The sequence below is a fragment of the Aminobacter sp. NyZ550 genome (assembly GCF_025628925.2).
GTDB classification, from domain to species: domain Bacteria; phylum Pseudomonadota; class Alphaproteobacteria; order Rhizobiales; family Rhizobiaceae; genus Aminobacter; species Aminobacter ciceronei.
On record NZ_CP114190.1, the window covers coordinates 3213190 to 3237575 of the forward strand.

At 61.1% G+C, this 24386-nt stretch carries 29 protein-coding genes and 2 tRNA genes; 28 read left to right on the forward strand and 3 right to left on the reverse strand.

Annotated features, from left to right (window positions below):
• Positions 1 to 69: 69 nt before the first annotated feature.
• The 25 genes from N7E70_RS15915 (at position 70) to N7E70_RS16035 (ending at position 21845) form a co-directional block, all read left to right on the forward strand.
• On the forward strand, positions 70 to 555 hold the full coding sequence (locus tag N7E70_RS15915) for a hypothetical protein (RefSeq protein WP_263006927.1): 486 nt from the start codon (positions 70 to 72) through the stop codon (positions 553 to 555).
• A complete protein-coding gene (locus N7E70_RS15920) occupies positions 539 to 2260 on the forward strand; it encodes a terminase TerL endonuclease subunit (RefSeq protein WP_263006928.1) in 1722 nt (573 codons plus the stop codon). The genes N7E70_RS15915 and N7E70_RS15920 overlap by 17 nt, the downstream gene beginning before the upstream one ends.
• Positions 2260 to 3582, forward strand: coding sequence for a phage portal protein (locus N7E70_RS15925; protein ID WP_263006929.1), 1323 nt, complete (start codon positions 2260 to 2262; stop codon positions 3580 to 3582). The genes N7E70_RS15920 and N7E70_RS15925 overlap by 1 nt, the downstream gene beginning before the upstream one ends.
• Complete coding sequence (locus N7E70_RS15930; RefSeq protein WP_263006930.1) at positions 3575 to 4168, forward strand: HK97 family phage prohead protease; 594 nt, start codon at positions 3575 to 3577, stop codon at positions 4166 to 4168. The genes N7E70_RS15925 and N7E70_RS15930 overlap by 8 nt, the downstream gene beginning before the upstream one ends.
• Positions 4169 to 4213: 45 nt before the next feature.
• Positions 4214 to 5635 carry a phage major capsid protein gene (locus N7E70_RS15935; RefSeq protein ID WP_263006931.1) on the forward strand — a complete coding sequence of 474 codons (1422 nt, stop codon included), beginning with the start codon at positions 4214 to 4216 and terminating at the stop codon, positions 5633 to 5635.
• Positions 5636 to 5697: 62 nt separating this feature from the next.
• Positions 5698 to 6030, forward strand: coding sequence for a hypothetical protein (locus N7E70_RS15940; RefSeq protein WP_263006932.1), 333 nt, complete (start codon positions 5698 to 5700; stop codon positions 6028 to 6030).
• Positions 6031 to 6032: 2 nt separating this feature from the next.
• Entirely contained in the window at positions 6033 to 6644 is a 612-nt protein-coding gene (locus N7E70_RS15945) for a head-tail connector protein (RefSeq protein ID WP_263006933.1), read from the forward strand.
• A 167-nt stretch (positions 6645 to 6811) separates the two neighbouring features.
• On the forward strand, positions 6812 to 7165 hold the full coding sequence (locus N7E70_RS15950; RefSeq protein WP_263006934.1) for a head-tail adaptor protein: 354 nt from the start codon (positions 6812 to 6814) through the stop codon (positions 7163 to 7165).
• Entirely contained in the window at positions 7165 to 7365 is a 201-nt protein-coding gene (locus tag N7E70_RS15955) for a hypothetical protein (protein ID WP_263006935.1), read from the forward strand. Before N7E70_RS15950 ends, N7E70_RS15955 begins: the two co-directional genes overlap by 1 nt.
• Positions 7366 to 7773: an HK97-gp10 family putative phage morphogenesis protein gene (locus tag N7E70_RS15960; protein WP_263006936.1), complete on the forward strand. Its 408-nt coding sequence runs from the start codon at positions 7366 to 7368 to the stop codon at positions 7771 to 7773. It abuts the gene before it with no gap.
• Entirely contained in the window at positions 7773 to 8183 is a 411-nt protein-coding gene (locus N7E70_RS15965; RefSeq protein ID WP_263006937.1) for a DUF3168 domain-containing protein, read from the forward strand. The genes N7E70_RS15960 and N7E70_RS15965 overlap by 1 nt, the downstream gene beginning before the upstream one ends.
• Positions 8184 to 8228: 45 nt before the next feature.
• A complete protein-coding gene (locus N7E70_RS15970; protein ID WP_263006938.1) occupies positions 8229 to 8927 on the forward strand; it encodes a phage tail protein in 699 nt (232 codons plus the stop codon).
• Positions 8924 to 9289: a hypothetical protein gene (locus N7E70_RS15975; protein WP_263006939.1), complete on the forward strand. Its 366-nt coding sequence runs from the start codon at positions 8924 to 8926 to the stop codon at positions 9287 to 9289. The genes N7E70_RS15970 and N7E70_RS15975 overlap by 4 nt, the downstream gene beginning before the upstream one ends.
• Before the next feature lie 20 nt (positions 9290 to 9309).
• On the forward strand, positions 9310 to 9480 hold the full coding sequence (locus N7E70_RS15980; RefSeq protein ID WP_269441402.1) for a phage tail assembly chaperone: 171 nt from the start codon (positions 9310 to 9312) through the stop codon (positions 9478 to 9480).
• Positions 9480 to 11471, forward strand: coding sequence for a tape measure protein (locus tag N7E70_RS15985; RefSeq protein WP_269441403.1), 1992 nt, complete (start codon positions 9480 to 9482; stop codon positions 11469 to 11471). Before N7E70_RS15980 ends, N7E70_RS15985 begins: the two co-directional genes overlap by 1 nt.
• 92 nt (positions 11472 to 11563) lie before the next feature.
• The gene (locus N7E70_RS15990; protein ID WP_269441404.1) at positions 11564 to 12085 is read left to right on the forward strand and encodes a hypothetical protein; all 522 of its coding nucleotides are present in this window, start codon (positions 11564 to 11566) and stop codon (positions 12083 to 12085) included.
• A complete protein-coding gene (locus tag N7E70_RS15995) occupies positions 12082 to 12645 on the forward strand; it encodes a hypothetical protein (protein ID WP_263006943.1) in 564 nt (187 codons plus the stop codon). Before N7E70_RS15990 ends, N7E70_RS15995 begins: the two co-directional genes overlap by 4 nt.
• A 12-nt stretch (positions 12646 to 12657) precedes the next feature.
• Positions 12658 to 13074 carry a DUF6950 family protein gene (locus N7E70_RS16000; protein WP_263006944.1) on the forward strand — a complete coding sequence of 139 codons (417 nt, stop codon included), beginning with the start codon at positions 12658 to 12660 and terminating at the stop codon, positions 13072 to 13074.
• 3 nt (positions 13075 to 13077) lie between these two features.
• Positions 13078 to 15549: a phage tail protein gene (locus N7E70_RS16005; RefSeq protein WP_263006945.1), complete on the forward strand. Its 2472-nt coding sequence runs from the start codon at positions 13078 to 13080 to the stop codon at positions 15547 to 15549.
• Complete coding sequence (locus tag N7E70_RS16010; protein ID WP_263006946.1) at positions 15546 to 17168, forward strand: hypothetical protein; 1623 nt, start codon at positions 15546 to 15548, stop codon at positions 17166 to 17168. The genes N7E70_RS16005 and N7E70_RS16010 overlap by 4 nt, the downstream gene beginning before the upstream one ends.
• Positions 17169 to 17175: 7 nt before the next feature.
• Positions 17176 to 19479 carry a sialate O-acetylesterase gene (locus tag N7E70_RS16015; RefSeq protein WP_263006947.1) on the forward strand — a complete coding sequence of 768 codons (2304 nt, stop codon included), beginning with the start codon at positions 17176 to 17178 and terminating at the stop codon, positions 19477 to 19479.
• A gap of 470 nt (positions 19480 to 19949) precedes the next feature.
• On the forward strand, positions 19950 to 20801 hold the full coding sequence (locus tag N7E70_RS16020; RefSeq protein ID WP_263006948.1) for a glycoside hydrolase family 108 protein: 852 nt from the start codon (positions 19950 to 19952) through the stop codon (positions 20799 to 20801).
• Positions 20798 to 21076 carry a hypothetical protein gene (locus tag N7E70_RS16025; RefSeq protein ID WP_263006949.1) on the forward strand — a complete coding sequence of 93 codons (279 nt, stop codon included), beginning with the start codon at positions 20798 to 20800 and terminating at the stop codon, positions 21074 to 21076. Before N7E70_RS16020 ends, N7E70_RS16025 begins: the two co-directional genes overlap by 4 nt.
• Positions 21077 to 21178: 102 nt before the next feature.
• Positions 21179 to 21553: a hypothetical protein gene (locus N7E70_RS16030; RefSeq protein WP_263006950.1), complete on the forward strand. Its 375-nt coding sequence runs from the start codon at positions 21179 to 21181 to the stop codon at positions 21551 to 21553.
• 55 nt (positions 21554 to 21608) lie between these two features.
• Positions 21609 to 21845 carry a hypothetical protein gene (locus N7E70_RS16035; RefSeq protein ID WP_263006951.1) on the forward strand — a complete coding sequence of 79 codons (237 nt, stop codon included), beginning with the start codon at positions 21609 to 21611 and terminating at the stop codon, positions 21843 to 21845.
• A 228-nt stretch (positions 21846 to 22073) separates the two neighbouring features.
• On the opposite strand, the gene N7E70_RS16040 is transcribed toward N7E70_RS16035, so the two are convergent.
• The 3 genes from N7E70_RS16040 to N7E70_RS16050 all read right to left on the reverse strand — a co-directional run bounded on the left by N7E70_RS16040 (position 22074) and on the right by N7E70_RS16050 (position 22737).
• Positions 22074 to 22271 carry a hypothetical protein gene (locus N7E70_RS16040; protein ID WP_263006952.1) on the reverse strand — a complete coding sequence of 66 codons (198 nt, stop codon included), beginning with the start codon at positions 22269 to 22271 and terminating at the stop codon, positions 22074 to 22076.
• 17 nt (positions 22272 to 22288) lie between these two features.
• A complete protein-coding gene (locus N7E70_RS16045; RefSeq protein WP_263006953.1) occupies positions 22289 to 22468 on the reverse strand; it encodes a hypothetical protein in 180 nt (59 codons plus the stop codon).
• Between the two features lie 194 nt (positions 22469 to 22662).
• Positions 22663 to 22737, reverse strand: a tRNA-Asn gene (locus tag N7E70_RS16050).
• A 202-nt stretch (positions 22738 to 22939) separates the two neighbouring features.
• Here N7E70_RS16050 and N7E70_RS16055 point away from each other — a divergent pair.
• The 3 genes from N7E70_RS16055 to N7E70_RS16065 all read left to right on the forward strand — a co-directional run bounded on the left by N7E70_RS16055 (position 22940) and on the right by N7E70_RS16065 (position 24296).
• Positions 22940 to 23203 carry a hypothetical protein gene (locus N7E70_RS16055; protein WP_067961585.1) on the forward strand — a complete coding sequence of 88 codons (264 nt, stop codon included), beginning with the start codon at positions 22940 to 22942 and terminating at the stop codon, positions 23201 to 23203.
• A 264-nt stretch (positions 23204 to 23467) separates the two neighbouring features.
• Positions 23468 to 23541: transfer RNA gene (locus tag N7E70_RS16060), tRNA-Cys, on the forward strand.
• An 80-nt stretch (positions 23542 to 23621) separates the two neighbouring features.
• Complete coding sequence (locus N7E70_RS16065) at positions 23622 to 24296, forward strand: protein-L-isoaspartate O-methyltransferase family protein (protein ID WP_154384242.1); 675 nt, start codon at positions 23622 to 23624, stop codon at positions 24294 to 24296.
• Positions 24297 to 24386: the final 90 nt, after the last annotated feature.

Genomic DNA, 24386 nt, shown 5'->3' on the forward strand with positions numbered 1-24386 from the left:
GGGGTGGGTCGAAAGTCCAGGAGCCCTTCCGGCCCGTACCCGCGTCCCCCTCATTCAGGGATTTTTTTCGTGACGACTGAGAATTTCGACCTGTTCGGCAATCCCTTTGTGGTGAGCCCGACCAAACGCGGTCGGCCGCCTCATGACGTGACGCCGAAAACACGTAACAGAGTCAGCATGTTGGTGGCACTCGGCTGGACCAATCCGCGGATATCTGCGGCCATGGGCGTCACGTTGCCGACCCTGCACAAGCATTATTTTTATGAGCTTCGCCAACGCGAGGTTGCTCGTGATCGACTGGAGCTTCGCCGGCTCGAGATGGCGTGGGACATGGCCGAGGCCGGCAACGTCGGCGCTTTCAAGGAGTTCGGTAAGCTCCTCGAGCGCAACGACCGGATGGAAGTCGAACGGAAGATGGGGTCGGACCCAAAGTCCGACTCCAAGCCGGAGCGGCCTGGCAAGAAAGTTGTCGATGAGCAGCGCGCCATGGACGCCGATGCGGATCTGATGGCCGAGTTGGAACAAGAAGCAGCGCAGCATGCTCTCCATAGCTGACGATCTACCGCGGTTCGCCTGCCCGGACTGGTGGGAGCGCATCCAAGCCGGCGAAACGCCGATGGTCGATGTGCCGCTGAACAAGGCAAAGGCAGCCAGGGCGCTTGCGTTCTTCAATCGCCTTCGACTACCGGATGTTCCCGGCAATCCGCCATTGGCTGAAGCTTGCGGCGACTGGTTTCGCGATATCCTTTGCGCGTTCCTGGCGAGTGAAGATCCGGAAACCCAACAGCGCCTGGTCTGGGAACTGCTCTGCATGGTTCCTAAGAAGAACTCGAAAACGACCTACGTTGCTGCGCTTGGTTTGACGGCACTCTACATGGAAGAAGCGCCGAACAGGCAGATGCTGATCGTTGCGCCGAGTCAGAACATTTCGGAACGGTGTTTCGCTCAAGCGCAAGGCATGATCCGGATGGACTCTCGCCTCGATGCAATCTTCAAGGTTCAAGATCACTTGAAGTGCCTCACTCGGCGAAAGACGGGCACCAAGCTCGATGTGAAGACCTTCGACACGTCGATTGTCACGGGCGAAATCCCGATTCTGACGATCGTCGATGAGGTTCATGAACTTGGAAAGCAGCCGAAGGCGCCGCGCGTGATGCAGCAGATTCGCGGTGGTGGCATCACCAAGCAGCGCGGCCAGGTGTTGATGATCACGACACAGTCGGATGAAGCGCCGGCAGGCATCTGGCGCACCGAATTGGATAAGGCGCGGGCGATCCGAGACGGCAAGGGCGGTTCCTCTCCAATTATGCTGCCGATCCTCTACGAACTGCCCGTCGCGAAGCAGGTAGATCAAGAATTCTGGCGTAATCCGAAGAATTGGGACTTGATCCTGCCCAACCTCGATCGCTCGATCGACCGCCAGGCCCTGATCGACGACTACGAAAACAATGGCAAGGTTTCGAAGGAAACCGAACAGATCTGGGCCAGTCAGCATCTCAACATTGAGATTGGTGTTGGCCTATCTGGCGACGGCTGGTCAGGCGCGCAGTATTGGGACGCATGTGCCGACGAGCAACTATCTGGCCTGGACGATCTGCTTAGCCGGTCGGAGGTCTGCACAATCGGTATCGACTGGGGCGGCGCCGACGACCTAGCTGCCCTGTACGTCATCGGCAGGGAAAAAGAGACGAAACGCTGGTTGGGCTGGGGGCGGGCCTGGGCCCGCCCTACCGTTTTCGGGCAGCGCAAAGGCATTGCCGCGCGCCTTCGGAAATTCGAAAGTGACGGTGACCTGATCATCTCCAAAACCGGCGAGGAGCAGGCCGAATCGGCGGCCGCGATTTGCAAACAAATTTTCGACAGCGGCTTGCTCCCGGAAAAGGGCGGCATCGGCCTAGACAGCGCAGGCGTGGCGCTGCTGTTGGATGCCCTGGAGGCGGCCGAGCTAGAGCAACCCCTTGTCCAGGCTGTGACGCAAGGCTGGAAACTCCAAACAGCTGTTTCGTCCGTCCCGCTGAAGCTCGAAGATCGGCGCTTCGTCCATGGCGATCAGGACATCATGGCGTGGAATGTCGGCAACGCGAAACAGACGCTGCGCGGCAGTAACTATGTCGTGACCAAGGAAGTTTCCGGCGCGGCCAAGATCGACATGCTCATGGCGTTGTTCAACGCCGCGATGCTGATGTTCCTCAATCCAGTCGCGAACACCCCGGCGACCTCGCCTTGGGATGATCCCGACTACAAATATCAGGCGGCGTGATGGGCATCTTTGGACCAAGCCGGCGCGAAATTGAATCCGCCGTTCAGACTGCTGTGACGGCTGCGCTCGAGCAGCGCGCGTCGATCGAGGATCCCAAGGTTCCAATCTCGGCGTCGAATATTGTCGAGTTCCTTGGATTGCATGGCATTTCCGCCAGCGGGAAGCGCGTTACGATCGACAATGCCTTGGGGGTGCCGCCTGTCTGGGCGGCGGTAAACTTCCTGTCCGGGACGCTCGCCGGCCTGCCGTGCGTCCTCTATCGAAAAACCGGAAAGGGCCGGGAGAAGGTCAACGGGGGCTTGGCCGCGATCCTGCATGACGCGGTAAATGAGGAAACTTCGTCGTTCGATTGGCGCAAATCGTTCTTTGATGCCGTGTTCACTGGTGGCAGAGGGCTAACCTTCATCGAGCGTAGTGCGTCCCGCAAGGTGTCCAATCTTTGGCCCTTGGACCCGACCAAGGCGACCGTCAAGCGCGTCGATGGTCGCAAGAGCTACGAGTATCGCGACGGCCGCCGAACGCATGTCTATGCCGCCAGCGAAGTCATCGACATGGCTTATATGCTGCACAGTGACCTGCTGCGGCATCGCTCGCCAATCCTGACGAACAAAGAGGCCGTCGGTCTGGCCATGGCGGTCACCGACTATGGCGCCAAGTTCTTCAACAATGGCGGTGTGCCGCCGTTTGTCCTCACAGGTCCGTTCAATTCGCCAGGCGCACTTGCGCGCTCTTCGACGGATATGGAGCAGGCAGTCAGAGAGGCTGCTGAAAAGCGAAAGCTGGCGCTCTCACTGCCGACTGGGCACGAGATCAAATCTATCGGTGCAGACCCGGAAAAGTCGCAGCTGGTCGAACTCCAGCGCTTCATCATCGAGCAGATTGCCCGAATTTACTCGCTGCCTCCTGTGTTCTTGCAGGATCTTACGCACGGCACGTTCTCGAACACAGAGCAGCAGGATCTGCACCTCACCAAGCACACGCTGACTCGGCTGGCAAAACAGTTCGAGCAGGAACTGAACCTGAAGCTGTTCGGGCGTTGGAACAATCGCCAGTACGTGGAGCTCAATCTCGACGGCCTGCTGCGCGGCGACTTCAAGAGCCGCATGGAAGGCAATGCCCGGGCGATCCAGACCGGCCAACTTACGCCCGATGAGGCTCGCGAGATGGAGAACCGCCCGGCAACGGGCGGCGCAGCGGGCGAGCTCCACATGCAGGGCGCGATGATGCCGATCGACAAACTTGGACAACTGCCGGCGCGCGGCCTTGGCGACAGCGCCGGCCCGGCTCTCGATGACGATCAGAAGGATGATCTCAATGGATGAAATTGAACGTCGTGGCGGCATCCCGGCTGAAATCCGTGCCGATGCTGATGGTGTCAAAGTTGCCGGATATGCGGCCGTGTTCAATCAGGTCACCGAGATCGGTGGATACTTCCGTGAGGTGTTTTTACCTGGCGCTTTCGACAAGTCCATCGGCAAGGAAGACGTGCCATTCCTGATTCAGCACCGTGATTTGCCGTTGGCACGAACGCGTTCAGGCACGCTGAAGCTGTCGGCAGACGGGCACGGCATCAAAATGGAAAGCACGCTCGACCCGAACGATCCAGACGTGGCGCGGATCGTGCCGAAGATGAAGCGCGGCGATCTGGACAAGATGTCGATCGCGTTCCGGGCGGTGAAAGAACGTTGGGATGACACGCAGGATCCTCCGCTACGCACTGTCGAAGAGGCCATCCTTTTTGATGTTTCGATTGTCACCGACCCTGCCTATCAAGGCACCGATATCGGCCTCCGTTCGCTGGAGAAGCACCGCGACCAGGCCAAGCGCTCACAGAACTTTCATGCGGCGCAAAAGCGTCTCCGCATGAAGATGAACCTCGCTTTGAACGAGCGGGAGAACGGCAAGTAGCGGCCTGCTGCTAGCCTATCAACCTTCCTTCATATGGAGAGAACCATGAAGAAGCTTGTTATTGCCGCAGGCCTGCTTTGCCTTGCGGGTTTTGCGATTATCGCTCTTGCGATCGGCCTGCCTGCCGAGGCTGGCACCCACGTCCTTGCCACGCTAGGCGGGGATGGAGCGGTGGTTGCAGCTGCCGCCGGTATTGCCCTGAAGGACCTGCGTGAGCAGCAGGCGCGCATTGCCACCAATGCCCGTTCCAAGTTCGAGGAGATCAAGGACGACACGCCCGAGGTCCGTGCCAAGGAAATTGAGTCCGAATTCGACGCCATGATGGCCGAATACGATCAACTCGGCGCCAAGATGGAGCGGCTCAAGAAGCTCGAGGAAGCTGAAGAGCGTTCCAACGCCCCTGATCCTCGCCGTCCGCGCGGCGACAATGGGGAGCAGCGTGGTGCTGGCGACGACGTCGACAAGCCTCTCGACTACAAAGAGGTTTTCGCCAAGGCCGTACGCTTTGGCGCGTCCTCGCTCGCCGCGGAGGAGCGCTCCGTGCTGATGACCGGTCGCGCCGACGTTCCGACTGAGCTTCGTGCCCAGTCGGTCGGAACGGACGCGGCAGGCGGATACACCGTGCCCGAAGGCTTCTCTGGCGAGATCGACAAGGCCATGAAGGCCTGGGGGCCTATGTGGGATGCGGACATCGTCCGCGAGCTCAACACCGCAACGGGCAACGACCTTCCCTGGCCCACCGTCGATGATACGTCCCAGACCGGCAGCCTGAAGGCAGAAAACGCTGGCGTCACTGACGACGGCACGGGCGACGTGGTGTTCGGCCAGGCCATGTTCAACGCCTATGTCTACTCCACGAAGATGGTACGCATTCCAATCGAGCTGCTGCAGGACTCCGCGTTCGACATGGAGGCTCTGCTGAATGATCTCTACGGTGAGCGCCTCGGTCGCACCGCGAATTCTGTTCTGACCACGGGCGATGGTGCCAACAAGCCGAAGGGCATTGTCGTCGCCGCCGGCGCCGGAAAGACTGCCGCTTCGGCCACTGCTCTCGCATCCGACGAACTCATCGACCTTCTGCATTCGGTCGATCCTGCCTATCGCGCCTCGCCTAAGTGTCGTTGGCAGTTCAACGACACGACGCTCGCGTCAATCCGCAAGTTGAAGGATGGTCAGGGCAATTATCTCTGGCAGATGGGCGACGTTCGCACTGGTGAGCCTGACCGCCTGTTGGCGCATCCGTACTCGGTCAACCAGGCCATGGCGAACATCGGCGCGAGCGCGCGGCCGATCATCTTCGGTGATCATAGCCGGTACGTCGTTCGCAAAGTGCGCGGGTTCACCGTGATCACCTTGCGCGAGCGCTATGCCGAGAATTTCCAGGTCGGCATGGTCGGTTTCAAGCGCTTCGACGGCGACCTTCTTAATAGCCAGGCGGTCAAGGCTCTTGCCATGGCGGCTTCGTAAGTTCGGCTTGGCAAGGCGGGCGGCTTCGGTCGCCCGCTCTCCAAACCGAAGGAGAAGTGGTCATGAAAGTCATTATGCTTACCAGCATGTCGGGGCCGACCGTGCAGCGGAACCGCGGTGACGAAATCGAAGTGTCTGAAAAGGAGGGCGCTTCGCTGGTTAAGGCCGGATTTGCCCAGCCTGTCAGGTCGACGGTGGCAGAGACGACGTCGCGCAAGAAGAGGCCGCAGGAGACTACAAGCACTGATGTCGCCGTCGATTCCGCCGACGACGTGCGCGCGGACGATGTGGCCGCTGGCGGTGAGAACGTGGTCGAAGCGACGGAAGAAGGCCCCGCCGACGCCAGTGCCGGCAATGTCAACAGTGTCGCCGCAGGCGACAGCGCGGGCGAATAGTCGTGTGGAACCGGATCGAGCGCATTGCTCAGCCGGAAGCCGAGGCGCTGACCTTGGCCGAGGTCAAGGAACAGCTTCGTATCGAAGCCGGCAACGATGACGACAAGCCTTTCCTTGAAAGGTGCATCAAGGCTGCTCGTGAAATGGTCGAAGGGCCAGATGGCGCTGGCATTTCGGTCATGTCAGCCAAATGGTGCCTGAAGCTCGACGGCTTCCCCGCAGAAATCCGGATACCGTTGGGGCCAGTTTTGTCTATCGAGGCGATAGAATATTTGGACGGCACCGGCTCGTCGCAGACGCTCAATCCCAGCGATTTTCAGTGGCGTGCCGATCGGTATCAGGCATTCATTTCGCCCGCATATGGCAAGTCGTGGCCGGCAACGCGCCAGCAATATGATGCAGTTAAGGTGGAGTTCTTGGCCGGGTTTCCGGGCACAGGTGCCGAACCAATTGATCGAACCATGATTCCCGAGTCTCTGCGAGCCGCCATGCTGATGCTCATCGCGCATTGGGATGCGAACCGGGAAACGTCAGTTGTGGGCGAAGTGCCCGCAGATATGCCGTTCGGGTTCGAGGCCATCATGAACAAGTTTCGCGTCGGGCGGATCGCGTGAATGTGGGTTCGGTTCACGGATGAATTCCGTTGGGCCCCGCCGGAGCTCAACAATACCTGGTCGCAGGTCTTTCAGCCGTCGACCCTGAACGTCACGACAGCCTGCGCCAATGCTGCCATTGCGGCCGGCAAGGCCGTGAAGGTAAAGCGGCCAACGAAAGGTGAGACATGCGTGGCGCAGGGCAGCTGAGAAACCGCGTCAATTGCCAGTTCAAGGGACCGGCGACGGACGAGTTTGGCAACCCGGTCCCCGGCGGTGCGGTCTGGCAAACTGCGTTCTCGGTGCGTGCCGGCTTTCGCCCGCGTAATGGCGGCGAGGCGGTGATGGCTGGTCGGTTGCAGGGCGTTCAGCCCTACATAGTTACCGTGCGACAAAGCAGCAATACGCGGCAGATAACGCCCACTTGGCGTCTGGTCGACGCAAACGACGCCACGCGCATTTTCAATGTTCGTTCGCTTGCCGATCCCGACAATCAGGGCGCCTGGCTGGAACTGTTGGTGGAGCAGGGAGTGGCAAGCTGATGAATTCCGTTACGGTTCATTTCGCTGTGCGCGTTTCGTGGTGGGTCAAGCCTTACCTCATTGCGGCATCGCTATATGTTCGAGCGGTTTCGCCATTTCTCGACGTGGATGATGATCGGCTCGACGGTTTCGTCGAGCAACAGGCCGAATTTGTCAGGCGGAACGGTATCCGTGTCATTTGCGACGGCAAACGTATCTAGATGGCGATCAAGGCCAAGATGCTAGGTCGCGAGGCCGTCACGCGTCGGTTGCGCCGATTGGTGCCAGACGCCGAGAAGGAAGCTGCATCTGCCCAGCTGGAGGCGGCTCAGGAGCTTGCAACGGCTATTGAACAGCGTGCGCCTCTTGGCGAGAGCGGTGACTATCGCGCCAGCATCGAGGGCGGGCGCTTGGCCGACAAGCCACAGAATGCGGTGTTCGGGTCCAGCACGAAAGATCCGAACGCCACCGGCATCTTCGCTGACTACATCTGGCGGTTTCTGGAGTTCGGGACGGTCAAGATGGCCGCCCAGCCGCACATCTTCCCAACCTATCGCGCCATGAAGAAGCGCATCCGCCGCAAAGTCGCGGGTGCGATCAACAAGGCGGTTCGCAAGGCGAAATCCTGATGGCATCACCTCATCGCGAACTGGTCGGCCTCGCTTTGGCAAGGCTCCGGTCGACCGTTGCTGTCACCACGCTTGTCGCTGATCGCATCAATTATCGTCGACCGGAAAATGAAAACTTTCCGCAGATCGCCGGCTTTGAGACGTCAGGCCTTAGGGCTGACGCGACCTGCATAGCCGGTTCGGACATCACGATGAACGTGCATGTCTGGACGCGCGACGGAATTGACCCGCTCCAGGATGCGCGCAGCCTTGCGCATGAGGTGGCTATCGCCTTGCACAATTATCCGCTCGACCTGCCAAGCAATCAGCTGGTGACGCTTGATCACCGGGGCGAGCGCGTCTTTGCCGACGCTGACGGGCTGACCGGTCACGGTGTCGTTGAGTTCCGGGCAGTCACGCGTTTCATCTGATCCCCGGCACCGCCGGATCATCTTCACCAACCATGGAGAACTACCATGTCCCAGCAAGCCGGGCGGCTTCTGCTTATCAAAATCGGCGACGGCGGCTCACCCGTCGAAACCTTTGCCAATCTCTGTGGCATCAAAACCCGCAGCTTCAATCTGTCGGCCAATGAGGTCGACACCACGATGCCCGATTGCAACAATCCGGGCGCCGCGGTGCAAAAGACGGGAAAGCCCGGCATCGTCAACCGCACGTTTTCCGGCTCCGGTACATTTGTCAGCGGTGGTACGCAGGCCATTCTCATGGCCCATGTTCGCGGAGCTACCGTGTTCAATGCCGAGGTGGTCGTGCCGGGTGAGGGGACATATGCCGGTCCCTGGATGGCTTCAGACTTTGAATTTACGGGCGAGATGGAAGGCGACATGCAGTTTTCCGCCACCTTCTCGGCAGCTGGCCCGCTTGCTTTCACCGCTGAGGCCGGCGCACCGTCGAACGTGCTGTTGCCGTCGATTGCTGGCACGGCACAGGTTGGCCAGGTTCTGACGGCTATCGAGGGTTCTTGGAACGGCTCGCCAGTCTTCACCTATCAGTGGAAGAAGGGCGGCGTGAACATCGGAGCCGCGACCGCCAAGACCTACACGCCTGTCGTCGGTGATATCGGTGCCACGATCACGGTCGCGATAACCGGCACCAACACCACAGGCAGTGCGACCGCCACCAGTGGCGGCACGGCTGACGTCCTGGCTGCATGATCATGAGCAGCCTGTCTGTGAATGGCGCGCGGGGCGAGGTCGCCCTGCGCATCGGCTCGGTCGATCTCGTCATCGCTGCCGAGATCGGCCGTCTTGCCGCTGTTTCGACCGCGCTCGAGTGCAAGTCGCTGCCGGATCTCTATCAGCGCCTTCTCGGCGTGGAAGTAGCGGCGACGATTGCAGGCGTGCAGCACCTTGCGGTGCAGGGCGATGTTGCCGCCGCGCTCCGCGACTTGAAGCTACGCGATTTCCCCGCTTGCAAGACGGCGTTCGCCGCCGCCCTCAATCATCATCTCGATGATACCTCGGGAAAAGGCGGGGCCGCCGGCGAGGCGGCGAAAGGACGCAAGAGGAAGGTTTAGCCGTCCCGTGGCGTGACTGGTTGCGGACGGCGGTCGGGCCGCTTGGCTGGCGACCTGCTGATTTCTGGTCGTCGACGATCAGCGAATTCTTCGATGCGATCGAAGCGTTCAACGAAATGCACCGCGATCCGAAAAAGACTGAAGCGCCGACCGACGACGAGATGGCGAAGCTGTTGGAGAAATATGGCTGATGGCTGCTGAGGATCTTGAACAGCTCGTCCTTTCCATCTCGGCTGACACGCGCCAGATTCAGCGCGCGTTGAAGCGGTTGGAGGGTGATACCGGCGCAAGCACCAAGAAAATCGAGCGTCAGTTCGATGGCCTTGGCAAACGGCTCAATGGGGCCTTCGCGGGTATCGGGCGCGCCGCCAAGGGCCTATTGGCCGGCGTTGCTGCTGCATTCACGCTGCGCGAAGCGCAAGGGCTGATTGACGCCTCGACGCGGATCCAGAACGCGCTCAAGGTAGCGGGCCTCGAGGGCGCCGAGTTGACACGCGTTTATGATCGCCTGTTCGACAGTGCCCAGCGGAACGCTGCCCCGCTCGAAAGCCTGGTCACGCTGTACGGTCGCGCCGCCATTGTTCAAAAGGAACTTGGCGTTTCGACGGAAGAGCTGCTCGGGTTTACCGACAATGTCGCGCTTGCCCTTCGTGTGGCCGGAACGGACGCGCAATCCGCCTCCGGCGCGCTGCTGCAGCTTTCCCAGGCTCTTGGTTCCGGCACGGTTCGTGCCGAAGAATTCAACAGCATCCTGGAGGGGGCGTTGCCGATTGCCCAGGCGGCGGCGGCTGGTCTGGAAGAAGCCGGCGGCTCGGTCTCCAAGCTTCGTGCGCTTATCGTCGACGGCAAGGTATCGTCGGAGGCGTTTTTCCGGGCGTTTGAGGCCGGCAGTGTCATCCTCAAGGACAAGGTTGCCGGATCCGTTCTCACCACTGACCAGGCAACGACCAAACTTTGGAACGCCCTGACCAAGGCCGCCGGCGAATTCAATGCCGCCACCGGCGCCAGCGAAAACTTCGCGGGCGGTCTGGGAAAGGTTGCCGAAGCCATTGCGGCGTTCGACATGACTGGTTTCATCGAAGAGATACAGCGCGGCGCAGCGTCACTCGACAGCTTCTTCGATCGGCTTGGCAATGCCCAGATTTTCAAGGACTTCAACAAAAGGTTCGGGCTGCTCACCGATGAAAATCTAGCGGCCTATGGCATGACGCGTCCGCCATCTGCCGGCCCCGAAAAGGTTGCCGTCGCAGGCGGCAAGACTGGTAGCGTCGCCAGCCCGATTGATCGACGTATCGACGAGGCATTCGGGACAGTAGCAAAGCCGACGGTTTCGCTGAAGGATTTCGCCACGCCGGACGGTAAAAAGGGCAAATCGGCCAAGGAGCGCGCCGACGAATATGAGCGTCTGTCGAAGCGCATCAGCGAGACGACCGCCGAAATGGTCGCCGAGACCGAGGCGCAACGGCAGCTGAACCCTCTGGTCGACGACTATGGCTATGCCGCCGAAAAGGCGCGGATGGAGCGGGAGCTGCTAAATGCCGCCGAAGAGGCCGGCAAGAAGATCACCCCGGCGCTGCGGGCCGAAATTGCGCTTCTGTCCGAGCAGTATGCCCTCGCCGGTGTCGAGAGCGCCAAGCTGGCGGAAGAACAGGACCGCTTGCGCGAGTCCATGGAGGATATGCAGCAACTGGGCAAGGACGTGCTTGGCGGCTTCATCCAAGACATGATGAACGGGCAGTCGGCCGCAGAGGCGCTGAAGAATGCTTTGAGCAAGGTGGCCGACAAGTTGATCGAGATCGGCCTTAACTCGCTCTTCGAGGGGCTGTTTCCCACGGGCGCAAGCTCGGGCGGTAATTTCTTGCAGGCGCTCTTCGGTGGCTTCCGTGAGAGCGGTGGCCCTGTCCAATCTGGCAAGGCCTATGTTGTCGGCGAAAAGCGGCCAGAGCTTTTTGTGCCGAGCCAATCCGGCACGATCCTGCCGGCGGTGCCGGAGATGCCTCGCATGTCTGCGCGCGGCGGTGATCAGATCAGCTTGCTGTTCGCGCCGACGCTTCACATGCCGAACGCCCAGCCTGGCGTCGGACGTGAGGTCGATGATGCATTGAGGAAGTTCGAACGGGAATTCACGCCGCGCGTGGTGAAGTCTCTGCGCGAAATCCGGACAAAGGGGCTCGTCACCTGATGGCCGCAATCAGTCTCCCGGCCGTCGAGTTCCTAGTGGCCTATCCGCAGATCGTCGAATCCGTCTCGATGGCGCGGTCTGGCAATCGGGCCTTGGCCTTCGTCGAATATGCCGATCCGGTCTGGCAGATCGTCATGCGCACCGTGTCGCTGAAGGCCGGGCCGCGGTTGCTGGTCGAGGCCTTTCGCGATGCCACGCGAGGCGGGCAGCAAACTGTCCTCTATCGCCCCAGGCACATGTGCATCCCGCAAGCCTATTGGGGCGATGCCGGCAATGCTGTCCTGTCTAATGAGGGCAGCCTAGTGTCAGTGACTGAGGGGCGGCAGCTCGCCATCAACAGCGTGACCAATGGCCTGACACTTGGCGCGGGCGATCTGATTTCATTGGCAACAGGCGACTATCGTAGCCTGCATCGTATTCAGACGGGCGGCGTCGCGGCCTCCAGTTCGATCAGCGTGACCGTCGAGCCGCCCGTGCCCGGGTACATCGCGGCCGGCGCCGTGGTGAAGTTCAAGGATCCGGAACTCAACATGCGCGTGGTGCCTGGATCGTTCTCGATCCCAGACGAGCTGATGCCTGTCGCATCCTTCACGCTGGTCGAGGTGCCGAAATGACATTTCCGACACGCCTACAGCAGGTGCTGGACGAGGGGCGGGCGGTTATCCGCTCGCTGATGAAGATCGAATGCGGCACGGGGACATACGGCTTCTGGAACGGCAACGCGGACCTGCCATGGAGCGGTTTGACGTATTGGCCGTCGACGCTGATATCGGTTTCAGAGCCGGTCTACGGCGTCGGCACAGCCGCGGCGACATTCACGGTCGAGCTGACGGCAAAGCGTGATTTTGGGCTGGAGCCCGACAAGCTGCTGCTGATCGAAAACGAGGACTACAAAGGCCGGCCGCTCACGGTCTACGACGCCTATTTCGATCCCGACACGCGGGCGCTGCTGCACGTCGAGCCGATGGTCTACGGGTTCTGCGATACCGTCGATCACGTCACCGACGGTGGCGAGGTCAAGCTCGTCGCCAACGTCATAGACGGGCGGCTCGACAATCACCGCGACGGCTATCGCTCGGCCAGCCATGAAGACCAGCAGCTGGTTTCACCAGGCGACAAGCTCTTCGAGTTCGCCAGCCGGGTGAAGTCTGAGTACTTCGACATCAAGCTCTGAGGCATTTCCAACATGCTGAAACTTACCCGTCTCCCGGACTGGGAGCGACGGCTCGCGGCTGTCGTCGAGCATCACCTCGAGGCGCCTGGCGAATGGGGCGTGGCCGATTGCCTGCTGACGGTCGCCGATGCTGTCGAAGCCGTGACGGGCGTCGATCCGGCGGCGAAGATCCGCGGTGCCTATTCGAGCGAGCTCGGCGCGGCTAAGCTGATGCGCCGCCGCAAATGCGACGACGTCGAGGCGGTGCTCGCCAAGATGTTCCCGCCTGTCGGCCGGCTGATGGCGCAGCGTGGCGATGTCGGCATTGTCGAGCGCGACGGCGTGCTCGCCGCCGGCTTCATCACCGAACGCGGCCTGGCCGTGAAGGTCGAAACTGGACTGGCGTTCTATCCCCAGACCGAGATCCGCTCCGCATTCAAGGTCGGCTGACGCATGGGTTTTCTCGCCCCGATATTCACTGCCATAGGCGGTGCGGTCACCGGCGCCTTCAGTTGGCTCGGCGGCTCGACGATCCTCGCCGGCGTTGCGCGTCTCGGACTTGGCATCGCGCTCAAATATGCGCTCGGCGCCATCTTCCAGCCGAAGCAGCAGGCGCAGGCCGTCCAGCTTCAGACGAGCTACGGCGAAGACATGCCGCGCTCGGTGGCGCTCGGCAAGGTCGGCACGGCAGGTCATCACATCTATCGAAACGCCTATGGCGAGGGAAATCGGCGCATTCAGGACGTCTATGTCCTCTCGCACTTCCGCATCAGCAGCGTGAAGCGCATTCGCGTTGAGGGCGAATGGCGGGTGGTTGGCGATGGCGCGAACCCGCATCACGGCTACCGCGTCCAGGGCGTGGACGGCGAAATCTGGCAGAACGTGCATATAGGCACCATGAGCCAGACGGCCGACGTCGGGTTGATCGCGAATGCCAATCCGCCGACGCGCTGGACTGCCGATCATCGCGGGGCCGGTGTCGCCTATGCGGTAGTCATGCAGGTGCTGGACCGCGAGAAGCTGCAGCAGCCGATCGCTGCCTTCTTCGAGGTCGAGGGCGCACCGCTTTACGACTGGCGCAAGGATACGAGCGTCGGCGGCGACGGTTCTCACCGCTGGAATGATCAGTCGACCTGGGAGTTCTCCGAGAACCCCGTCCTGATGATGTACGCGCTGGAGCGTGGTTTCTACAACGGTACCGAGCTGATGGTTGGCAAGGGCGTGCCGGCGTCTCGCCTGCCGCTCGGGCCTTGGACTATGGCCGCGAATATCTGCGACGAGTTCGTGGGTGGTGGCCGGCGCTACAAGGCCGGCCTGATCGCCGCCGCCGGCAATGGGGTGACCCATGACGCCAATATGCAGCCCCTGATGGAGGCATGTGCCGCAACGTGGGTCGAGGATGCATCCGGGGAGTATCCGCTCGTCGGCGCCGAACAGGCTGTGGTCGCGACCTTCACCGACGACGACTTGATGATCGACGAGCCTTTCCGGTTCTCGAAATATCGCACGCGGTCGGAACTTGTGAACACGGTTGCCGGCACCTGGCGCGATCCGGAGAGCTTCTATGAGACGGTGCCCTTCGCCACCCGCATCGACATCGCGGCGGTTGCCGAGGATCGTGAGCGGTTGGCAGCGTCCATTCCTTATGGTGCGGTCAATGACGTGAAGGTGGCCGATCGGCTGGCCGACATCGCGATCAGGGCCAGCCGCTACCAAGCCAATGCAGCGATCTGCCTGCATCCGAAATTCCTGGACCGCGTGCCGCCCGGTCGCTGGGTGCGGTGGAACTCGGCCAAGCATGGCGACCGCAAATTCCAGATCGGGCAGAAGCGGCTCGGGCCGCTCGGCCAGCAGGGCGCGCGAAACATCTACCTCGAGCTGCAGGAGGCTGGGGCCGGGATTTTCGATCCGACCGAGTACACGACTACGCCAACGCTGCCGACAGCGCCGGGTGAGGCGGTCTACGCCTCGTCGGCCGCCAACTTCATTGCTTCTGGTGTGCAGATGATCGTTGCCGGCTCGCCTGAGCGCATCCCCGGGCTTCGCTTCACCTGGAACGCTTTCGACGACATCACCGTCGTTGCGGTCGAGGTCGAGTATCGGCCGCTTGGCGCAACCGACAGCATCATCAAGCGCGCGGATGTGCCGGTGCTGGTGCTGGCGACCGGCGACGGCATTCTCGCTGATGCCGATTACCAGTATCGCCACCGGCTGATCACAGCGCCGGTGCGCACCACCTTCTGGACGGATTGGTCCGTCGTCAGCACGCCGGCCGCTGCACTGCCTTCGGTGTCGGTCGGGCTGGAGCAGGTGAAAACCGACATCTATCAGTTGTTCCGCACGCTGAGCCTTGGGCTCGACGATGCCTATGCTCGCCTCGAGCAGATCGCCCTGGCCGCTTCGGACGCTGCTGGCGTCGTCACCGAACAGCATGCGGTCGCGGTTCGCTTCCGCAATGCGACAGCTGCTGCAATGCTCGGCCTCACCGCTTCGGTCGAAGACATCGACGGCCAGTTGACCGCGATGGCCGAGGCGCTGCTCGGCGTCGAGGCGTCGGTCGGCAATGTCTCGGCCGGCGGCCTGATCCAGTTCAAGGCCCAGGTGCCGCCGCCTGCAGGTGTGCTCGCCCAGATCAATGTGATGGCGCGAGCCACCGTCGACGGCGATTTCAAAGAAAGCGGCATGGTCATTCAGGTGTATGACGATGCCGGCACCATCAAGAGCCGCGTGGCCATCTTCACCGACAAGTTCGTGGTGACCGACGGGACGAGCTCGGGCTCGCCGCTGGTGTTCGAAGGCAGCGAACTGAAATTGCAGGTGGCGCGCATGGCGACGGCAATCGTCGAAGTGCTCCATACCCCGAGCGAAAAGACGCAGCTTGGCGACTTTGGCGGCGGTGCCGAAGGCCTCAGGTTGTTCGCATGACGCAGTGGTTTATGGGCATCAAGCCGGGCGTCGGGCCGGTCGTGAAGGTCATGAAATCTGACGCTGATGATCCGCTGACCACGCCGTCGACGGAGTGGCAGAAGTTCATCTTCGACAGCGAACGGGCGCACAAGCTCGGCTACATCTACGACATCAGGGAAATCAACTACAGCCTGACCAAATGGCCCAGGCCGGCCGCCGACAACTCGACCGCCATTTATTACGAGCCGCCGGGGACCAACAACAGCACGGCGCTGGAGAAGATCTGGACCGTCCGCGACAACGGGTCGGTAACCGACGCCGGCCAGAACCATGTCATTTTCCCCGAGAAGCTGGGATTTGCCTACACGCCGATCATCGAGGGGCGGGCGCAGACCGTTTCGGACAGTCGGTTCTTTGGCGCGACCAATTCTTACATACCCACAGACATTGGCGGGGGAGGTGAGACTGGCTACGTGCAGGGGCGCATGGCGTTTACTGCCCAGTTTCGAGACTCGTCTTTGGTCGCGACCTTCGGCGTCGAAACCCTGAGCCGGCGCGCATACAGTCTCTACGGGTTTGGCGGCATAACTGGCGAGTATGTGAACGCTCGGCCGCTGTCGCAGAATGGCATCTACCGGGACTTGTTCTCGGTGCTGGAGTTGCCGGCCGGCAACGAGGCAATGCCCGCCTATGTTGGCACGCCCGTCGAAGGTCAGCGGGTTCTGGAGATCAGCCCGACGATAGTACGCATGGCCTATCCCGGCCATGACGTGGCCGAAAGCGCGCCTGAGGCCTTCATCTTCAATGAGAGCCGCATACCGGCCAAGCTGATTGGTGCCGGCGAGGTGCAGGTAAACTCCGGCACCAACGTCAAGGTGTTCACCAAGCGGCCGACCACGCTTGGCACCTACATGGATTACATGGTTCGCCGCACCAGCGACGCCATGCACCACCCGGCCTACCTCCCTTCGGGCACGGCCAAGGCGCTCAAGATCCAGATGCAATATGTCATCGAGGCGGACGGCGTCAGGATCTACAACACGGGCGACCCTGACATCGTCGTTCGGTACATGATCCTGGCAGATGACGATTCCGCCCCGACATCCGGCGGCTCCAAGATCTTGCACTCGGGGAACGACGGCGCGGTCGATTTCATCCAGTTGAAGCGGCCGGGCTCGTCCGACACAGCACCGGGATTGAACGAGATCATTCTCGATACGCGGTTGCCATATGTGCCGATCGTCGACGAGGGATGGCTGGCGACCGCCGCCTTCACGGAGACCACCGACAATCTCATTCTTGGTACCGCCAAAAAGACGATCAACTTCACCAATGACGGGTTTCTGCCGTTCGTGAAGTACATGGCGACCTGGTCGGATGGCTCCATAATGGCGCCGGTCAACCGCATTCTTCGGTCTTTCAATCTCGACCAGACGCCCAAGTGGGACAACAATGTCGCCGGCTGCACCACCAATTGCCGCGTGAGCAGCAACAAGCTCGAGTTCTACCACGCCAGCGGCCAGCCGTGGCGAACGGAAGTGAAGTCGGGCGCATTCGGCACCTATGCCGATCCCAAGTACGGGGCGAGCCTCGTCGGCATCCGCTGGTACCTCTTCGCCATTCCACTCAGTCTCTGAGGAAATCATGACATCTCTGGTCTATTCGACCGGCACCGTCGCGGTGTCGAACGCTTCTGCTGTGGTGACCGGCACCAGCACCGCCTGGGCGCTGGCGCTGGTCACTGGCGGCATGTTCTCGTTCGCCGGCATGTCGGTGCCGATCCTTAGCGTCGAGAGCGACACATCTCTCACGCTCGCCTATCCGTGGCCTGGCGCCACAGCTTCGGGCGCCTATGCCATCGCGCGCGAGACTTCCGAGGCGGTGCGGGCGGCATGGATCAACGATCGGCTGGCGCAAATCCTCACCAAGCTAGCACTGGTTGGCATCCATCCTGATGGCGCAGGCACGCTGGCAGAACGCAACGCATTGTCGCCTGTGCCCGCCGCCGGTTATCTCTGGCTTCGGGTCGAAGTTGGTTTTGATCTGGCGTTCTACAAGAAGACAGCGTCGGGCTGGGATGGTCCGTTCGCGGTGAGGGGCGATGTTGGCGGGCAGGGGCCGGCGGGGCCACAGGGCTTGCCGGGTGCCGACGGCGATGTGACTTGGGATGGGCCTTGGGTCACTGCAACTGCCTATACGGCCAATCAAGCGGTGTCGCGCAACGGCGCAAGCTACGTTTGCACGGCGAACCACGCTGCCGGTGCCGCCAATGAACCGGGCGTCGGCGCAAGCTGGGCGACGGTCTGGGATCTGATGGCGGCCAAGGGCGATGCCGGTTCGAGCATTGTCGGGACGCCAATAGTTATCCTTGTTTCCGGTCAGTCTAATCCGGCACTTGAAGTTGCGCATTCGTGGACAGTTCCGAGCAATCTCAAAATTTGGGACTGGTCAGGGTTGGCCGGCGATACCGAAGCCAATGTGGGAACGGAGTTTCTGACACCAACCGGTTCGGTGATTTCTGTTGGCCTATCGATTGGTGCACATGAAGCGTGGGCAAACCCTGACAGGGACGTCTACCTCATCAACATGGCCTATGGCGGGCAACCAATTTCAAAGTGGCTGGTTGGCGCAACCACTCCGAAGATGTTTGATGCAATCCAAGCGAATGTCTCGGCCGCTCTCACCCTCCTAGGGCTTGCGGAAATTGACGCGCTGTTTTGGTGGCAAGGCGAAGCCGACGCGCTCGGCGGGTCGGCCACCTATGTCACTGATTTCGCGACGTTGATGGCGCGGTTCCGCAGCGAATCTTGGTATCCTGATGAAACGCCAGTGACGATTTTCGGGATGTCATCGCTCGCCGGCGCAACGTATGGCGACTTTAATCGCTACCATGTCGCTAGCGTGGCTGCGGCGCCTGACTTCTTGCGATACGTCCACACTCCCGTACTGCCGTCAGGATATTGGGACCCAACAGGGCCGATTCCCAACATTCACGCCAATGCGTCCGGCTTGTTTGCCGCAGGCAGTATGGGTTGGGAGGCGTGGAGGGGCGGGCGGGGCCGTGCTTCTGTCCCAGGCATGATGGTGGACCCGGCAACGGGTAACATCATGTTCGGGCTCGGTGTGCCAGACAGTGCAGACAAACGGGTGACGGTAAGGAAGGACCAGAACTCCCCCACTGAACTGGCCGTCGAGAATCTCGACACGGGCACTTCGGCGAGAGCGCTGGTATCTCTGAAGACTACAGCTGGACTGTTCCAGATTTATGGGTTCCCGACGTCACTTTATCCTGCGTATCAGATGATCTGCGGCGCGAGCGGCGGGTTTCAGATGTTCGCCTCCCACGCCACCGGGTGGCTGGGCTTTTCGACTGGCGGACGCGCTGTCTACGATCTTACCATTGATGCTGCCGGGAACCTCAATGTAAATTGGGGCGGTCAGCTTCTTGCGAGGCAGGGGTCGTATCTGACCGCTGATCGAACTGGCACCGACGGGTCGACCGCCCAAGCCGTATTTGGCAGCGGTCAAGACGAACTCTCTGTATTGGCGGCGACGAGCTACCGCTTCCGCGCAAGCATTACGATCGCCAGAACGGCCGGAACCACCTCCCACACAACCGGATTTTTGCTCGGGGGCACCGCGACATTCAACAGCGTCGAGGGAATTGCCAGGTGCTCGAACCCGACCGGAAACGTTTTGGGCGCCGCAAGCGAAATTGAGATCACATCGGCGGCCGAGACCGTGCTTACCGCAGCGAATACGGCCGCGACCGAGCGCGTTCGTATCTCGCTGGAGGGAATCATTCGCGTGAATGCGGCGGGGACTGTCATTCCGCAGTTCAAGTTCTCTGCTGCGCCGGGCGGCGCGCCTACAATAAAGCGCAACTCGTTTTTTGAGGTTGAGCGGATCGGCGTGTCTTCCGTCGCATCGATAGGCGCGTGGAGTTGACTACCACTGCGCGTCTTGCATTGCCTCGTCTATCTCTTCTGACGTGGCGCGGCGGTAAGCCCACCGATCGCCTGCCCACCGACGCATAACGCATCCATCGCTCGACGTGCCGTCAATCAAGCGCAATTCTTGGCGAGTGAAGTGAAAGTGCCATGCGCCATTCTTCCTCTGCGTAACAGCATCAATCAATTTGCTGAGCATGGCAGACATTCTGCAAACGTCCGTTAGAGGGGCGGGCTACTGACTTTCTTGTGACCAATACCATGGATAACATGGAGGGCGGAAGTAACTATTACTGCCCACTCACCGCCATGTAGTCTCCTCAACAAATCCCGCCAATGCCCCAACGACTATTCCGCCGCCGCTCTGGCGCTTGGCCGAGCTTGCCGTGCGTGTAGCGCTGCTTCGCTGAGACTTCTCACAATCCTGCCAACTCAATCTGCCCTGACCGGGCCGAAAGGACACTAGCTATGGCGGCAAAGAACCAGACGCAGGCACTGGCCAAGGTGCTTGTGCATGAAGGCGGTTACGTCAACCACCCGAAGGATCCCGGCGGCGCCACAAACCAGGGCGTCATACAGCGGACCTATGATGCGTATCGGAAGGGCAAGAAATTGCCCATTCGATCCGTCAGGCAGATGACGCAGGCGGAGCGGGATGACATCTACGACCGGCAGTACTGGGACGCGGTCAAGGCGGATCAGCTGCCGGCCGGTGTCGATTATGTCGTATTCGACGGGGCGGTGAACTCGGGCCCGAAGCAATCCATCAAATGGCTGCAGCGTGCGCTTCAGCCGGTCTATACGGGTCAGATCGACGGCGTGATGGGCCTTGCCACGCTCGCCGCCCTCGACGCAACCAACAACCACGACGCCCTTGTCGATCGCATCTGCGACCGCCGGCTGGCCTTTCTAAAGGCTTTGCGAACCTGGGGCACCTTCGGCAGGGGGTGGAAGTCGCGGGTCGATGGTGTTCGTGCCGTCGGCAAGGCATGGGCGAACGGATCGGAGGCGCAATCGTTCGGCTTCGTCGAAGGCGGTCAGGCCAAAGGCACCGTCGAAGACGCACGGAAAGCGCCTGGCAAAGGCCTCAGTGACGCAGCAACCGGCGGCGGCGTCGGTGCCGGCGGCATTGCCGGCACGGTCCAGGGCCTGCAGGAGCAGCTCACGCCGTTCTCTGCGGCTGGCGATTGGATCACCAATGTTGTCGTGATCCTCGCAGTGACCGGCGCTGCCCTGACCATCGGCGGCCTTGCCTATCGCTGGTACGCCAAACGCCGCGAAGCCGAGATCAACGACGCGCTCGACCTGGTGACGTCATGATCATCCCGGGCACCAATTGGATCTGGGCTGCGGCCGGTGCGCTCGTCGCCGGCGCGATCGCCTACCAGGTGGGGAGCTGGCGGGGTGCCAGCGCCGGATATGACAAGCATGTCGCGGAAATCGCCGCGGCGTCGCTCAAGGCCGAACTCGAAAGGAAGGGCGACGATGCCAAGCTTCAGGGGCTATCTGATTTTGATCTGTGTGTGCTTGGGCTTCGCGGCAACGGGATGCCAGTCGACGCCTGCGACCAGTTGCGCGGGCTTCAGCAAGAATAACCTGTCGCCGGCCGGCACGGTTGCGCTGATCCAGGCTGATCGGGTCGCCTTTGAGCGGGTCGCGGGCAACGACCGTAACGGCCAGCGGCAGGGGTGCTGGGAATGACCTTCGATTTCACGATCAACATCGGCACCATGGTTACGCTGATCGTGGGGTTCGGGGCCGGGATTGCCGCCTGGGTCACCGCCTTGCATCGGGTAGCGGGCCACGACGCCAAGCTTGCCGAAATCGCCGTGTCGTTGGCGACGGCTCATGAGGCGATCAAACACCTTGCCGAAAGGGCGGAAACCATTCGGGCAAAGGGTGCGCAGGAACTTGCCGATTTCAAGCTCGAGGTGGCGAAGAACTACGCCACCAATGCCGCCATCAAGGAAGTCGAAGAGCGGATCGTGGTGGCGATCGACCGGCTGGGCGATCGGCTCGACAAGATCATCGATCGACAAGACAACCCGGGCAGGGACCGGCGTAGCGCTTGAAGGCGAGAACTAGTCCGCGCCCGGCGGTACCGGGTATCAACCAAGGAGAAGACCGATGACGGTCCGCGCAAAAATGAAGTGCTTTACCGTGACCCCGCTGAACTCGGGTGATCCAAATGAGCGTACAGCCCAGATCCATCTGATTCCTGTCTATGGCGACAGTGAAGAGAACAAGACCTGGTCCAAGTGGACGCCAAGCGGAGAGGTGAGGCTGTTCGTCACCAACCCGTCGGCGATCGATCAGTTCGAAGCCGGCAAGGAGTTCTATGTGGACTTTACGCTGGCAGAGTAACTCTGCTGCTGTCAGCAAACCGCCCCGTCACCGAAAGGTGGCGGGGCTTTTTCGTTTATGGGCCTTCGCTTCGAACACGCGCCAATTCCTCGGCCGACAACGCCGCTTCGAGGACTGCATCAACCTGTGGCAGGTAGGACTGCCACATCGGGGCGCCCTCGAACTTGATGTTTTCAGGATGGCCGTCCAATCGACAAAGGGCGCGTGCTGCCCGTTCCCTTGGGGACTTCATCGCCTGCGTCCCTTCTGTCTAGATGGGCTCGTCGGATCAATCGTCACGATGTCCGGGCACTCAGCGCTGATCGTGATCGGGACCGGGTAGCCGGTCAGTTGAAAGGTGATTCTCCCATCGTCCCAGGTGTCCACGACCTCGACCTCAATCGTGATGGTATCCCCGGCGCGAATGTCTCTTGGTTTCTCGACCATGCTGACGCTCCCCGCGATCACCGCGGCAGCTTACCAGCAATGTAAATCCGGTTGTGGTGTTTGTTGCCGCAGCGTGTGCAGCGCAAGAAGTGGCTACAGCAGGCGCCGCGCCCGCCCAAGACCCACCATTCGGCGATGTCGTCGAGCTTGATTTCGTAATAGGCCTTCCCCACGAGGGCCGAACATTCCATTTCCATAGCGGCCTCCTGAAGGTGTGAGGTCGCCGCACGGAGAGGGATTTATTCCTTGTTGGTCTGGGCGGTCAATGGACGATTCGCAGCAACCAGGCTTTTTGGCTCCGATTCGTGCAACAAAACGTGCAACACGGGAGTAGGCTTAGCCATTAAGAACCGCGGAATTCTGGGATTTCTAAGACCTGCTTAGAGGCAGGTGGCTCCCCGGGCCGGATTCGAACCAGCGACCAACCGGTTAACAGCCGGTTGCTCTACCACTGAGCTACCGGGGAACAGCGCTCTGGTGTGAACGAGGCGGCGTATAGCAACGGGAATCCGATTTGCAAAGCGGTAATCGAACCTTTTTGCGAGTTTTTCCCAGACAGCTTTCTGGTAATCACCCCGGGACGGCCTCATATGTCCGCCTTACCAAGCCTTTCGCCGGCTTGGCGCGTCATTCGGGCGCACAGGCTTCACCGAGCAAATGCAGGGAAAATGACCAGCGCCAGCCCCCAGCAGCCACCCAGACGCAAGATTTCGATCTTCGGCCGCGAATTCGCCATGCCGCGTTCGCGCGGGGTGCGCATCGGCATCGGCGTCGCTCTCTGCTTCTTTGGCCTGCTGGGCTTCCTGCCGGTGCTTGGCTTCTGGATGATTCCGCTCGGACTTCTGGTCCTGTCGCACGAATTCCATGTCGTCCGCCGCGTACGCCGCAGGCTGATCATCTGGTGGGAGCGGCGCAAGCGGCCAGCGAACTAGCGCAAGCGACGCCAGGGAATCGCCCGACATCGCCCTTGCACCGCCCGGGCACGTTGCGAAGGCGTTGGCCGAGCCGCGTCTGGAGGGAAAACAAGGGCGTTGCTGCGATTCTTGCTGCTGCGGTGCATGATCAAATCCTTTGCTGAGCCTTTCCCAGGTCCTTTGCCGTGGCGGCAGCCAAAACCCACGGAGAAAGAGTCGTCTCCCGCTTGACGGCGGAATCCTGGCAACCTATTGGAGCGCTGTAGACGCCCGAAGCGGCGAGGCCTCGTGGCGGAGTGGTTACGCAGAGGACTGCAAATCCTTGCACCCCGGTTCGATTCCGGGCGAGGCCTCCAGCTTCCTCGGCAACCGCCGCCGAGGACCCATTCGGGCAGTTATAGTTGCGCATCACGCGCCGAAGGCGGACCAGTTGAACATGAACGCTGATTTTTCCGAACGTCGCGTGAAGATGGTGGACGGCCAGGTCCGCACCACCGACGTGACCGACGCAGCCATTCTTTCAGCTATGCTGTCCGTGCCGCGCGAAGAATTCGTCGACAGCGGCCATCGCGAGCTTGCCTATATCGACGAAGACATGCGCTACGGCGCGACCGCCGATGCCGATCAGCCGCGCTATCTGATGGAGCCGTCGCCCTTCGCCAAGCTGGCACAGCTGGCAGAAATTGCGCCGAGCGACTTCGTTCTCGATGTCGGTTGCGGCACGGGTTATTCCTCGGCGGTGCTGTCGCGCATCGCCAGCTCGGTGATCGCGCTCGAAAGCGATGCCACGCTTGCCGCAAAGGCGACATCGACGCTTTCGTCACTCGGCCATGATAATGTCGTCGTGGTAACGGCACCTCTCGCTGCCGGCTATCCGTCGCAGGCGCCATATGACGTGATCTTCGTCGGCGGCAGCGTCGAGCAGGTCCCCGAGGCACTGCTTGCCCAGCTCAAGGACGGCGGCCGTCTGGTCGTCGTAGAGGGTCGCGGCAACGCCGGCGTCGCCAGCGTCTTCCTCAAGGATGGTGCCGTAGTGACGGCGCGTCGTGCTTTCAATGCGGCAGTTAAGCCACTACCCGGCTTCAATCGCACACACGAATTTGAGTTCTGATCTCCTTTTTCTTGCGGCGGGCAATGCGTCGTGATGATCTAAGGAGCGGACGAGGGTGATTGATTCTGGACTGTGCTAGTCCAGATTGGT